Source organism: Secundilactobacillus angelensis (assembly GCF_012641075.1).
GTDB classification, from domain to species: domain Bacteria; phylum Bacillota; class Bacilli; order Lactobacillales; family Lactobacillaceae; genus Secundilactobacillus; species Secundilactobacillus angelensis.
The window spans coordinates 49,502-61,469 of the sequence record NZ_JAAXLJ010000003.1 but is presented as its reverse complement, the minus strand read 5'-3'; the positions used below and the strand labels follow the sequence as shown (position 1 = coordinate 61,469).

Sequence of the window (11,968 nt, the reverse complement as noted above, 5' to 3'; positions counted from 1 at the left end):
GCGTTGTGTCAGGTTATAGTGCCTTAAACCGTAAGCCCTTAGGAAAAAAGTTTTTCACCGTTTGGTTAACGACTTTACTAAACGCAACGGGCTGACCATTACAAAATAGTCGTACCCACCCCTTTTTGATTGGCAAATCATCCTTCGTAAACGTGTCGCCGTGAACGACCTGCTTCCAATCATCCTCAGAGATGGCTGATTCGTACTTAAATTGACCAGGGCGTAAGGCTAACGCCATTGCGTAGCTTGGCTCAAAACGGTTCTTCTTAAACGTCCCTAGATGAAGGCCCGGTCGTACCACCTTGAGGTTTCTAAGCGAAGGTGTGCCTTCAGGCATCAGGTAAAGCTGATCGCCGAACGCCAGCAACTGATGTGAGTCCGCTTTGAAATTTAAATATTCAGCCGCAAATTCCTCAAAGAGATGAGATTGATCACGAGACACATTTGACGGTTGCCGATGGTATTTACTGCTGTTACCAATGGCTTCGTTCAGTCGTAGTTTGGCAACAAAGTGTCCTTCACCCCGCATGAGGTGTGGAAATAACCGAGCGGCCCCCTTTAAACTTGGATCGCCGTTCCCCCATTCTGATTTAGCATCAATAATGCCAGCTGTTTTTTTGATGGGGACTACTTCAAACTGCGGATAGGTTTCTAATAGCCACGAAATGATTTGCTCATCTTCCTCAGGTGCGAAAGTACAAGTTGAATAAACCAGTTCACCACCTGGCTTGAGTACTTTTACGGCTTCTGTCAGAATTTCGCGCTGACGCTTAGCACAGGTTGCTGGATAATCAGTTGACCAATAGCTGATTGCGTCAGGATCTTTGCGGAACATGCCTTCACCTGAACAGGGTGCATCCACTAAGACCTGATCAAAAAATACTGGAAATGCTTTGGCAATGGTCGCCGGGTCTTCGTTAAGGACCAAAGTGTTACTTAAGCCGAAACGTTCCGTGTTCTCAGCCAATACTTTGGCTCGTTTAGGCATGATTTCGTTGCTCACCAGCAAACCCGTCTGCTGCAAAAAACTGCTGAGGTGAGTTGTTTTACCACCAGGTGCAGCGGATAAATCAAGTACCCGCATACCCGCTTGAGGATGTGCCACTTCACCCACGAACATTGCGCTTGGTTCTTGGCTGTAAACTGCGCCGCTTTGGTGATCCAAACTATGACCGGATACTTTTCCATAATACCCCCAATGGGTATAGGGTACTGGGTCGCTTAAATCCAGATCCGTGGGAGTTGGCCGCATTGGATTAACCCGGAAGCCACTGTTTTCTGGCTGGTCAAAACTAGCAAAGAAAGCCTCAGCTTCGGTGCCCAATAACTGTTGATACTTGGTTTTAAATGCTGCAGGTAATTCCATTATCTATCCCTTTCATTCCTCGAAAATTCTCTGAAACAGTATACCTTTTCAGAGGGGAGCGGTCAATCGGCAACTATTTTGTCGTTCATATGGCTGACAGAACAGAAGTCATCTTGCCCTGATTACGTAGAGTGTGTTAGATTTAATCTATTAATCTACAAGAACGGATGTGTAATTTTGAATCAAAAGTTAATTGCGCTTGATCTCGACGGAACGACGCTCAATAATGAAGCAAAGCTATCTAAAACGACGATTGCCACTCTCAAAAAGGCAATCCAAGCTGGCCATGTGGTCAGTATTGTGACTGGCCGCCCCAATCGACTCTCACAAGCCTACTATGATCAGTTAGGATTAACTTCACCCATGATAAATTTTAACGGTAGTTTGGGTCACATGCCACATCAACATTGGCAGTATGAATATCAGTACACCTTCGATCGTGGAATTGTCTTGGATTTGTTGCAACACCAGCAAGAATTTAACATTCAGATGATTGCTGCTGAAGGCAAACACCTTTTCTTAGCTCATCAAAATGAAACAACTCAAGTGGGCTTCTTCCCTGCTGTTCTCAGCCACGACCAGCAACTGAATGCCGTTACCTTAAAAAAGAACCCCACCAGTATGACGATTGCAGTCGATCGGCCATTACAAAAACAGCTTCAAAGTTATATTGAAGACCGCTTTGGTAACTTCGTGGACGTTGCACCCTGGGGCGGTCCTAATAGCGTTCTAGAAATCGGCGCTAAGGGCGTGCAAAAGGCAGTAGGCGTTGAACGTCTAGCCAACTATTATCATATTGATCGACAAAACGTGATTGCTTTCGGAGACGAACATAACGATATGGAAATGATCGATTACGCTGGTCAGGGTGTGGCGATGAACAATGCCACCAACCAGTTAAAAGCAATTGCTGACGACGTGACGGAACTTAATAACGATCAAGACGGCATGGCAAAGTACCTTTCAAAAGCACTCAAACTAGCTTAACGAATCGATGGCCTCGCAAGCTGAATAAGGCATTGCTAGGCCATTTTCTAGTCACAATATTTAGCTCCACAGTGCTTTTTCCACTCGGTGGACCGTATTGAGCATGTGATCATTATTTTTTTGTGTCATGCCAAAATAGACGTATTTCCCTAACAAGGCAATACCAGTTAATTCGGTATCAGCCGGTAAATCAGTTACCGGTTGATCATGAAAACCATTTTTTAATAGCCAGAATCCTTTGCTGACTGCATGCTGTTCACCGTAACTCTTAGTGGCATAAATAGCGCGGCCATTAGAAAAAGCGATGCTTTGAATGCTGCCGATCGTTTGGGGATCCAGCTGCTTTTCCGTGGGTTTAAATGATTGGTAAACTGCTGCCAAAAATTTTAAACTGCCAGCCTCAATGGTGGTCTCACCACTCTCGGTCAACTGCCAGAGTAACTTAGTAATTTGCTTGACGTTATAAACGCTGCATTGAAGGTGCTGAGCTTTGTCCAGCACCATTACTGTTAATTCGCTGTGATCGCTGGATAATGCCGAGACTGCGCCAATAACGGGTTCTGGTAACGGCGTACCCGTAATATTGGCGCTTTCTAAGTGTGTGACTTTAAAAATCTGCGACGTTTGGTCTGGCTTATCTGAATTAATTGTGATAAACCATAATTCAGGTGCACCAGCTTGACCGCTATCATCGACCGGCTGCCCGCACACCAATAAACTAAGTTGTGGTGCTTGCGAAATCAATGATAAACTATGCACGTTAACAAACTTTTGAAGCGTAATTTGATCAGTCGTAGCAACCGCGTTGGAATCCTCTAATTGACACTTCGTGATGACGGTATCCTGTTTTATCGTTTGCACGGCATAACAGGTTTGAGCACTAAGACAAAAAGCAGTAACGGGCACCTGCTGGGTTAAACCCTTAAACTCATAGGCTAAAGTTGACTGCATTTAAACAACTCCTTTTTCGTATCAATTGTCTGCCAAGTACTGGCAACAACTGTTTTGTTATTAAGTTGATTATAACATAAGACTTTAAACTCAAATGGTGGTGACAATATTGAAACAGCTACATAATCGATTTTTGGATAACTTGATTGACGGACAGGTGATCAGTCAATCAGGGACTTTTACACCGAAGCAATTCCTAGTCAGTCGCCAGACACCCAACCGACTAAGCCCGCGGTTAACAATCTATCACGCTCACCAACCAGTGCCATATCTAGCCAAGTTAAAGAGTGATGGCTGGTATTGGTTGGTCCTTGAAGACGGTTATCTTTGTGTGGCCATTGGCAATCAGGTGTTGCGTGGACATGATTCAAATCCAAGTTGGAATGCCACTGAAGAGCCAGCAAAGGGATCAATTAGACCTACAAAACATTTTGAAACCCAAGCCCCCTATTTCGTGGCGGCAGAACCGCTCCATTTTTACACGATGCCTAGTTTGGAAGCGACGGAGACCACCCAATTGCTAGATACAGGTGAGGCAATTGTATATAGCAATAAGCTGAGAAAACAGTCATTTTTGTTTCTTGAAACTTCACGGGGATTTTTGCCTTATTACAACTCCAAAACGGGCAAACAATATGGCGTCATCGTCAGTCCTAGGCTTGATCTGCATCAGTCATCTCTTGCGGCACAACCCACCTTATTCAAAATGCACGGTAGTTTTCGCTTTAACCGTCGCGATGTTGATATTTATCAGCTACCCGATCTGAACTCACCCATCATTGGTCACCTCGATCGATATTCAGAGGTTAGCTATACTGGCAAGCTGGCTGATCGTCATCGTGGCTGGTTACAGCTTTCTTTTACTGATCAGATGGCATACGTCCCCTTTATGAGCCGATATCCTCACTTTGAACACTATTTTGGCCGCGAGATTACTGGTTCTAAAACCGTGACTCGTTTAAGTGAGCCATGGTCGTTCACCCGTTGCAACTCACAAGTTGATTTGAGAACCACACAATCGGAAGTAAAGGAACTTAAACACGTGGCAAATCAGTTAAACCGCGTTCGCCAATCAGATTCTATTGTGATTGGTTTGATCAACGACACCCATTACGACTCTCATCAGTCTTCTTACAGTCAACGAACAATCCATGACCTTCAGTTAATCAGTGATTTTGCAAGCAAGCACCACTTCGACGGTCTGGTGATGAACGGCGACTTAGTAGACGGCAATCAGACACTCGATCGCACCATTATTGACACTGGCAATGCAGTATCGGCTTTACTTGCTGGACGCTTGCCCACTTTTATCACCCAAGGAAACCACGATGACAATTCAGGGTTTGCGCGTTATTTAAACGGTTTTCGAACAGAGCAGGTCATGACGGAACAAACTGCCCTAAACTTACGAAACAAACCAAATAATAGCTGGCTAGCTTCTCAAGATAACTTCTATGGCAAATACAAGGTACCAGGGACCAGTGTTAGCCTAATTATGCTCAATACCTTTGACATCCGTGATTCGTTCTCAGACGGGTATTATGACCGTGATTACGATGATCAGCCAAATGGCATCCACTGGACTGGGATTCTTCAAAACATCCGTCACAGTCGCTCTCGCATCGCTAGTGAGCAAGCCGACTGGTTGTCAAAAAACCTGGACCAATTGGCTGCTGATGAACAAGTGATCATCTTTACTCACGATTCAATTCGTTCAGCCACTGATAAGCAAGCAGTCAAACCGTTTTGGACCTACGACTGGTTCGCTAATAATCAGCAAGGGTCATTTTCACAGGTTTACAACTGCCTAGTGAAGCATCGACAGCAGATTATCGCCGTGATGTCCGGTCACACTCACGTTGATGACTGGTCGCAGCAGGATGGTATCAGTTGGATAACAACCACCAGTGACATTGCAGATCGGCGGAAAACTAGCCGCTTAAACAGCAAATCACTCGGGGCTTGGGATATTTTAGTCATTAATCCTAAGCAGCGACAATTATTCCGCTTACGTTATGGTTGGCGTGATTACGCCGGTCGAATTCGCAACTGGCAATATCGGTTGTTTGGTGATGGTACAGATACTCGGCATCCGTCGATAAAAACCTTTTTCAATCAGCCGGATCCGCATCCAACTGGAAATGCGCTGTATTATCAGAATCAAAATAAACAAGTCGATCAGGTCTGGCACGGTTTTCGTGGCTACTTCGATTATTAAGCGAAGGGCTTGTGACACAAGTCTATATCGCCTTAACCTGTTTCACAATACAGACTTCAGCCATATAACACAAAACAACGCCATCCCATCGGAATGACGTTGTTCGTGTTATATTCTGAAATCTACCAAATTGTGTCACAACCTGTTAAATTGATTTTACTCATCATAAGTTCTTCTTTGGCTTAAATAACTGTGTTGCTTTCACTGCTGCTTGCCATCCTGAATAGCAATTTTCGCGGTCGTTTTCAGACATTTGCGGATCAAATTCTTCACCGGGTTTATGCATCCGTTTGATTTCATCCATATCCTGCCAAAAGCCGGTTGCCAATCCAGCCAAGTATGAGGCGCCCAAAGCAGTCGTTTCAGCGATGGCAGCCCGCTGAATATGCGTGTTTAAAATATCAGCTTGAAACTGCATGAGGAAATCATTGTTGGCAGCACCACCATCGACACTCAGGTTTTTAATATCAATCCCCGTATCAGCAGCCATAGTATCAACAACGTCCCGGGTCTGGTAAGCAATGGCCTCTAAAGTCGCTCTGACGAACTGTTCGCGGGTTGTCCCACGAGTCAATCCAAAGACTGCGCCACGAACTTCTTGGTCCCAGTATGGTGCACCAAGCCCTGTAAAGGCAGGAACGACGTAAACGTCATTAGTTGTTTTGGCTTCCACCGCCATCTTCTCGGATTCTGGGGCGTGTTCGAAGAGCCGCATCCCATCACGCAGCCACTGAACAGCTGAACCAGCCACGAAGATGCTTCCTTCCAACGCATAAGTGACCTCTCCGTTAATCCCGTAGGCAATCGTTGTTAAGAGTCCCTTGTCGGATAAAGTTGGCTCAGTACCCGTATTCATCACAATGAAAGCACCGGTACCATAAGTATTTTTAACCGACCCTTTTTCATATGCCGTTTGACCAAATAAAGCCGCCTGTTGGTCACCGGCAATTCCGGCGATAGGCACTTGCAGACCAAAGAAGGTATACCCGGCCGTATAACCAAAGGTGTATGAGGAAGGATGCACTTCAGGCAATAGACTTGCTGGAATATTTAACAGGTTTAAAATCTCCTCATCCCATTTTAAGTCATGAATATTGAACAGCATAGTTCGTGAAGCGTTCGTGTAGTCAGTCGCATGGACTCGGCCACCGGTGAGCTTCCAGAGGATCCACGTATCAATGGTCCCAAATAACAGTTCACCCTTTTCAGCTCGTTCACGAACACCTGGAACATTATCCAGAATCCACATGATCTTGGTTGCAGAGAAGTAGGAATCGATAACTAGCCCAGTTTTTTTGTGGATTAAGTCAGCATAACCCTTTTCCTTCAACTGATCGGCAATTTCGCTGGTTTGTTTAGACTGCCAAACCACCGCATGATAAACTGGCTCACCGGTATTTTTATCCCAAATGATCGTCGTTTCACGCTGGTTAGTGATCCCAATCCCCCGAACTTTGTAAGGCTGGATATTGGCATTGATCACAGCATCTGAGATGACCGATTGAACGGCGCCCCAAATTTCATTGGCGTCATGTTCCACCCAGCCAGATTTTGGAAAGTGCTGGGTGAATTCACGTTGCGCCTGACCCACAATCTGACCATCCCGGTTAAATAGAATTGCACGCGTACTGGTCGTACCTTCGTCAATTGCCATTATGTACTGTTCGTCATTCATCGTTAAGTCTCCATTCATTTACGTTCTCAAGTTAGTTAACTCTCTATAGTATACCGAAGTCCGGCAAAATAGCCAACTAGTTTTCTTTAAAAAAGCATGTACATCGCTGGTGTAATCGGTTACAAATTACTCGTAAAAAAAGGACCAACGACATGTCGTTCGCCCTCCAGAATTACTTTTCGTCGCTCTTAAGAACGCCGCCGACACTGTAACGATCCTTAGCCATTTCTCTCAAAATAACGTGAACGTGTTCAGCAGGAGCACCGGTGTTCTTGGTGACGGCATCGGTAACATCTTTCACCAAATTTTTAAGCTGTTCTTGTGAACGACCAGCAATCAAATCAATATTTACGATTGGCATGTGAAGTGCCTCCCTCGTCTAAGATGCTAAAAGTATACCCCGTTTCAGAAGTTCAAGCAAGAGGACTATGAGCGTTCTTGTTTATATTTTAACTGCTCAGTTTCATCGTAAAAATTTCCCTCAATATCGATGGTGCTCACTAAGTTAACAAATGATCCGGGATCCACTGTTTTAACCACGTGTTCTAAATCATAGAGTTCATAACGAGAAATAACCACCATCAAAACTGCACCCCGTTGCCGTTTATAGGCTCCCTGTGCCGGTAAAATGGTCACTCCGCGAATCAACGTTGCTTTTAGCCCTTCAATGACGTCATCTGACTTGGTGGTCACAATGAATGCCGTCAATTTTTGGTGCCGAGTATGAATGGCGTCGACAACCCGAGACATCCCGTATAACGAAATGATGGTATACATCGCATTTTCCCAGCCAACCAAAGCTCCCGCAATCAAAACGATCACCAGGTTGATTGCAATCATCAATGTGCCGATTGTTTTGCCAGTGGTTTTCTCAAGAATCACCGCAATAATATCCATGCCTCCGGTAGAAAAGCCATATTTCAACGGGTAAGCAACACCCACACCCGTTAAAATGCCACCAAATAAGGCACTTAACAAGGGATTATGAGAGAGTGTCTGAATGGGGAGTAACACCGCCAAAATTGACGTGAAAAATGAAGTGAGGAAACTATAGATGGTAAATCCTCGGCCAATTTTTAACCAGCCCAGAATGCCAATTGGGATGTTAAATAACAGAATGAGCCACCCAGTATTTAGACGAAAGTGGAACCATTTAAGTACAAGAATTGATAAGATTTGTGAGACGCCATTGATACCCGCACTAAAAATGTTACCGGGAATTAAGAAAAAGTTCAGGGCAATCGCATTGATAAAGGCTGAACCAATAATCAGCCCACACTTGATTGCAAAATCCTTACGGTCGATGATTGCCTGCATCACACGTGCCACCCTTCCAATAGATTTGAAACACAAGTCTAATTGAATCATATTTTGATGCTGCTGCCTATTTTAATGCGCTTGAAACGCTTAAGTTTGAACCATGATACCATGCTTTGGTCGTAATTATGGTAGAATGCTTTTAATCATCTTTATTTGGAGGAATCAGTATGTCATTAACACCTTATTCTGCTTGTACCAGTATTCTGATCGGCAAGGCAGCCTCTGTGGACGGATCGGTAATGATCGGACGTAACGAAGACTCACGACCAGCTTGGCCAAAACATTTTGTTGTTCATCCGGCTGCGACCACAATCAATGCGACTTTTAAATCAACGGATAACGGTTTTCAAATGCCCTTGCCAAACGAAGCTTTTAAATATACCGCAACGCCTGAATGGAGCGATAAATACGGCTTGTTTGAAGAAGACGGCATCAATCAGTATGGTGTTGCAATGAGCGCTACTGAGAGCACCTATGCCAATGATCGCGTGTTGGCCGCAGATCCGCTAGTCAAAGACGGCATCGGCGAAGAGGCCATGGTGACCGTGACCCTGCCATACATTAAAACAGCTCGAGAAGGAGTCAATCGGTTAGGGACCATTATTTCTCAATATGGCACCAGCGAATCCAATGGCGTCTTATTTGCTGATCGCAACGAAGCTTGGTACTTCGAAACCGGCTCTGGTCACTATTGGGTCGCTCAGAGAATACCCGATGACAGCTATGCAGTGATTGCTAATCAAATGGCGATTCAAACCATTGATTTTACTGATCCTGACAATTTCATGTGGCACACTGGAATTCAATCATTTGTTGAAAAATATGCGCTAAATCCTCGCCGAGAAGGATTCAATTTTCGAGAGATTTTCGGCACTAATAACCAGATGGATGCTTATTACAATTTACCCCGAGTCTGGTACGGCCAGAAGATGTTTAATCCCAGTATTGAACAAGCCACGAATAGCCACACGTTACCGTTCATCTGTCAAGCTGAAAAATTGTTATCGGTGGAAGACGCAAAAGCATTTCTAAGTTCTCACTATCAAGAAACGCCCTATGACCCGATTGGAACTGGGACGCCAGAGGAAAAGAAACGGTTCCGTCCAGTCAGTTTAGCCACCACTCAAGAATCACACGTTTTGCAGTTACGACAGTATGCTCAACCGGAACTGTCAGGCATTCATTGGCTGGCAATGGGTGTGGCAGCCCAAAGCGTCTACGTTCCCTTCTATGCTGGAATTACTGAGACGCCGGTTGATTATCAACGCGGACTTGAAACTTACAGCCCGGACAGTGCCTACTGGGTATTCAAGCAGACTGGCGTTCTGGTTGACCCACATTACAAGTTGTTTGGCGAGCAGTTGAAACAAGTACAGCAGGAACTCAATCAGCACTTTGCTAGCTCCGTGATTCAGACTGATCAGAAGACACGGCATCTTAACGGACTAGAATTGAGCGCTGCATTAACTGCGGAAAGTTCGAAAAATGCCAAATTAGCTCTTGAGAAGTACCGTGAACTATCAGCTAAATTAATTACCCAAGCAACCGCATTATCACCTTTGCGTTATAAACAAGATTTGAATTTGTGAGAAAATCGGTTCAAAAAAAAGCGTTCAAGTTAGCAATTGCTAGCTTGAACGCCTTTTTTAACAGGAACTGTCGACTACTTACGAGGACGACGAGCTTCTGGGATACGAGCTGCTTTACCGTGCAATGCACGAATGTAGTAAAGTTTAGCACGACGAACACGGCCGTAACGAACAACTTCTACTTGGGCAACACGTGGTGAGTGAACAGGGAAAGTCCGTTCAACACCAACACCGTTAGAAATCTTACGAACAGTGTACATTGCTTGGATACCAGTACCGCGACGTTTGATCACGACACCTTCAAACAATTGGATACGTTCACGAGTTCCTTCAACAACCTTGGCATGAACACGGATAGTGTCACCAGGGCGGAAGTTAGGAATATCGGTCCGTAATTGATCCTGATTGATCTTTTCGATTAATTGGTTTTGTCGCATGTTGTTTCTCTCCTTCAATCAACATTCATACTCGAACTCGACAGCGGAATATTGTTAATTGTGGCTAAACAGCCATGTACTACAATATCATATCTATTTACGTGAGTAAAGGGTTATTTACCTGACTGCTGGTTCTCTTCTAAATCGATTTGAATATCACGCAGTTTTCGTTTTTGATCAGCCGTTAGTTCTAACTGATCCAAAAGATCTGGTCGTCTGAGCAGCGTCCGTTTCAAAGACTGAATCTCGCGCCATTCATCGATTTTTTGGTGATTACCACTGATGAGGACGTCTGGTACTTTCATTCCCCGAAAATCGGCTGGCCGGGTATATTGCGGATATTCCAGTAACCCAGTGGAAAACGAATCGCCAGGCGCTGAGTCTTCATTTCCTAGCACTCCCGGTAACAACCGGGAAATGGCATCAATCATCACCATGGCTGGTAATTCCCCACCAGTTAGCACGTAATCACCCATGGACACTTCATCGGTGACCAGTGACCTGATGCGTTCATCATAACCTTCGTAGTGCCCGCAAATAAATGTCAGGTGATCTTCGCCAGCAAAGTCTTCGGCCACTTTTTGAGTAAAGGGCACACCCGCAGGATCTGTCAAAATGACCCGACCCTTTTCGTGACCAGAATCCTGCGCCTTTTTTTGAGTCGCAGCCATCGCATCAAAAATTGGCTGTGCCTGCAGCAGCATACCAGCTCCGCCACCGAATGGGTAGTCGTCAACATTCCCGTGTTTGTCCGTGGAATATTGGCGAAAATCGGTCACTTCTACTTCAAGCTCATCGCGGTCAAGTGCTTTACCCACGATTGAGTCATGCAAGGGCCCAAACATGTCGGGGAACAAGCTGAGAACATCAATTCGCATTATTCTAAGCCCTCCATTAATTCCACTGTCACTTGTCCAGCGGCCAAATCCACCTTTTTAACGACTTGGTCAATCACGGGCAACAACAGGTCATCCTTTTCTGGGCGAGCGACTACCCACACATCATTTGCGCCCGGCGCCATGATCTCTTTGATGGTTCCCAGTTCTTCGCCATCTTCGGTAAGCACCTTAAGGCCAATGATCTGGTGATAGTAATACTGGCCGTCTTCCAGGTCGTCATCCGTCAGATTTTCTTCGGCGATTTTTAGGACCATGCCCTTATACTTTAAGACATCGTTAATGTTGTCATAGCCCGCTAATGTAATCAAGATGAATCCCTTATGTTGTCGAGAACTATTAATCGTAATCGTTCCGACTGGCTTAGAATCGTGATCGCTCTTAAAGAGTGCCAATTGACTGCCCTTTTTGAAACGCTGTTCAGGAAAGTCCGTGGTGGCAACGACTCTCAATTCACCGCGAATACCGTGAGTGTTAACAATGGTTCCAACTTTATAGTACATTTAAGCACCTGCCCTTCACTGCGTAA

General features: G+C 45.0%; 11 protein-coding genes. 3 read left to right on the top strand and 8 right to left on the bottom strand.

What is annotated here, in order from left to right; genetic code table 11:
- Window positions 1-13: 13 nt before the first annotated feature.
- Complete coding sequence (locus HC026_RS02250; protein WP_168924359.1) at window positions 14-1,366, bottom strand: RsmB/NOP family class I SAM-dependent RNA methyltransferase; 1,353 nt, start codon at window positions 1,364-1,366, stop codon at window positions 14-16.
- A 177-nt stretch (window positions 1,367-1,543) separates the two neighbouring features.
- Between HC026_RS02250 and HC026_RS02245 the strand changes: the two genes are divergently transcribed.
- Window positions 1,544-2,353: a Cof-type HAD-IIB family hydrolase gene (locus HC026_RS02245; protein ID WP_168924358.1), complete on the top strand. Its 810-nt coding sequence runs from the start codon at window positions 1,544-1,546 to the stop codon at window positions 2,351-2,353.
- Window positions 2,354-2,413: 60 nt separating this feature from the next.
- Here the strand turns inward: HC026_RS02245 and HC026_RS02240 are convergent, their stop codons facing one another.
- Window positions 2,414-3,304, bottom strand: coding sequence for a helveticin J family class III bacteriocin (locus HC026_RS02240; protein WP_168924357.1), 891 nt, complete (start codon window positions 3,302-3,304; stop codon window positions 2,414-2,416).
- 109 nt (window positions 3,305-3,413) lie between these two features.
- Here HC026_RS02240 and HC026_RS02235 point away from each other — a divergent pair, with 109 nt between their 5' ends.
- The gene (locus HC026_RS02235; protein WP_168924356.1) at window positions 3,414-5,522 is read left to right on the top strand and encodes a metallophosphoesterase family protein; all 2,109 of its coding nucleotides are present in this window, start codon (window positions 3,414-3,416) and stop codon (window positions 5,520-5,522) included.
- Window positions 5,523-5,685: 163 nt separating this feature from the next.
- Here HC026_RS02235 and glpK read toward each other — a convergent pair whose 3' ends face one another.
- From glpK to HC026_RS02220, 3 genes are all read right to left on the bottom strand, one after another.
- Window positions 5,686-7,197 (bottom strand): glycerol kinase GlpK, encoded by a 1,512-nt coding sequence (gene glpK, locus HC026_RS02230; RefSeq protein WP_168924355.1) that lies wholly within the window; start codon window positions 7,195-7,197, stop codon window positions 5,686-5,688.
- A gap of 172 nt (window positions 7,198-7,369) precedes the next feature.
- Entirely contained in the window at window positions 7,370-7,558 is a 189-nt protein-coding gene (locus tag HC026_RS02225) for a 2-hydroxymuconate tautomerase (protein WP_168924354.1), read from the bottom strand.
- A 65-nt stretch (window positions 7,559-7,623) separates the two neighbouring features.
- Complete coding sequence (locus HC026_RS02220; protein ID WP_168924353.1) at window positions 7,624-8,514, bottom strand: YitT family protein; 891 nt, start codon at window positions 8,512-8,514, stop codon at window positions 7,624-7,626.
- Window positions 8,515-8,684: 170 nt separating this feature from the next.
- Here HC026_RS02220 and HC026_RS02215 point away from each other — a divergent pair, with 170 nt between their 5' ends.
- The gene (locus tag HC026_RS02215) at window positions 8,685-10,106 is read left to right on the top strand and encodes a C69 family dipeptidase (RefSeq protein WP_168924352.1); all 1,422 of its coding nucleotides are present in this window, start codon (window positions 8,685-8,687) and stop codon (window positions 10,104-10,106) included.
- Between the two features lie 74 nt (window positions 10,107-10,180).
- On the opposite strand, the gene rplS is transcribed toward HC026_RS02215, so the two are convergent.
- The 3 genes from rplS to rimM form a co-directional block, all read right to left on the bottom strand.
- The gene (gene rplS / locus HC026_RS02210; protein ID WP_168924351.1) at window positions 10,181-10,543 is read right to left on the bottom strand and encodes a 50S ribosomal protein L19; all 363 of its coding nucleotides are present in this window, start codon (window positions 10,541-10,543) and stop codon (window positions 10,181-10,183) included.
- 113 nt (window positions 10,544-10,656) lie between these two features.
- Window positions 10,657-11,421: a tRNA (guanosine(37)-N1)-methyltransferase TrmD gene (trmD, locus tag HC026_RS02205; RefSeq protein WP_168924350.1), complete on the bottom strand. Its 765-nt coding sequence runs from the start codon at window positions 11,419-11,421 to the stop codon at window positions 10,657-10,659.
- Window positions 11,421-11,942: a ribosome maturation factor RimM gene (gene rimM / locus HC026_RS02200; RefSeq protein WP_168924349.1), complete on the bottom strand. Its 522-nt coding sequence runs from the start codon at window positions 11,940-11,942 to the stop codon at window positions 11,421-11,423. The genes trmD and rimM overlap by 1 nt, the downstream gene beginning before the upstream one ends.
- Between the last annotated feature and the right edge of the window lie 26 nt (window positions 11,943-11,968).

Excerpts from the sequence above, each read along its gene's own strand:
- HC026_RS02240 (WP_168924357.1), bottom strand. The coding sequence starts at position 3,304 with ATGCAGTCAACTTTAGCCTATGAGTTTAAGGGTTTAACCCAGCAGGTG.
- glpK (WP_168924355.1), bottom strand. The coding sequence starts at position 7,197 with ATGAATGACGAACAGTACATAATGGCAATTGACGAAGGTACGACCAGT.
- HC026_RS02215 (WP_168924352.1), top strand. The coding sequence starts at position 8,685 with ATGTCATTAACACCTTATTCTGCTTGTACCAGTATTCTGATCGGCAAG.
- HC026_RS02220 (WP_168924353.1), bottom strand. The coding sequence starts at position 8,514 with ATGCAGGCAATCATCGACCGTAAGGATTTTGCAATCAAGTGTGGGCTG.
- trmD (WP_168924350.1), bottom strand. The coding sequence starts at position 11,421 with ATGCGAATTGATGTTCTCAGCTTGTTCCCCGACATGTTTGGGCCCTTG.
- HC026_RS02250 (WP_168924359.1), bottom strand. The coding sequence starts at position 1,366 with ATGGAATTACCTGCAGCATTTAAAACCAAGTATCAACAGTTATTGGGC.
- HC026_RS02225 (WP_168924354.1), bottom strand. The coding sequence starts at position 7,558 with ATGCCAATCGTAAATATTGATTTGATTGCTGGTCGTTCACAAGAACAG.
- rplS (WP_168924351.1), bottom strand. The coding sequence starts at position 10,543 with ATGCGACAAAACCAATTAATCGAAAAGATCAATCAGGATCAATTACGG.
- rimM (WP_168924349.1), bottom strand. The coding sequence starts at position 11,942 with ATGTACTATAAAGTTGGAACCATTGTTAACACTCACGGTATTCGCGGT.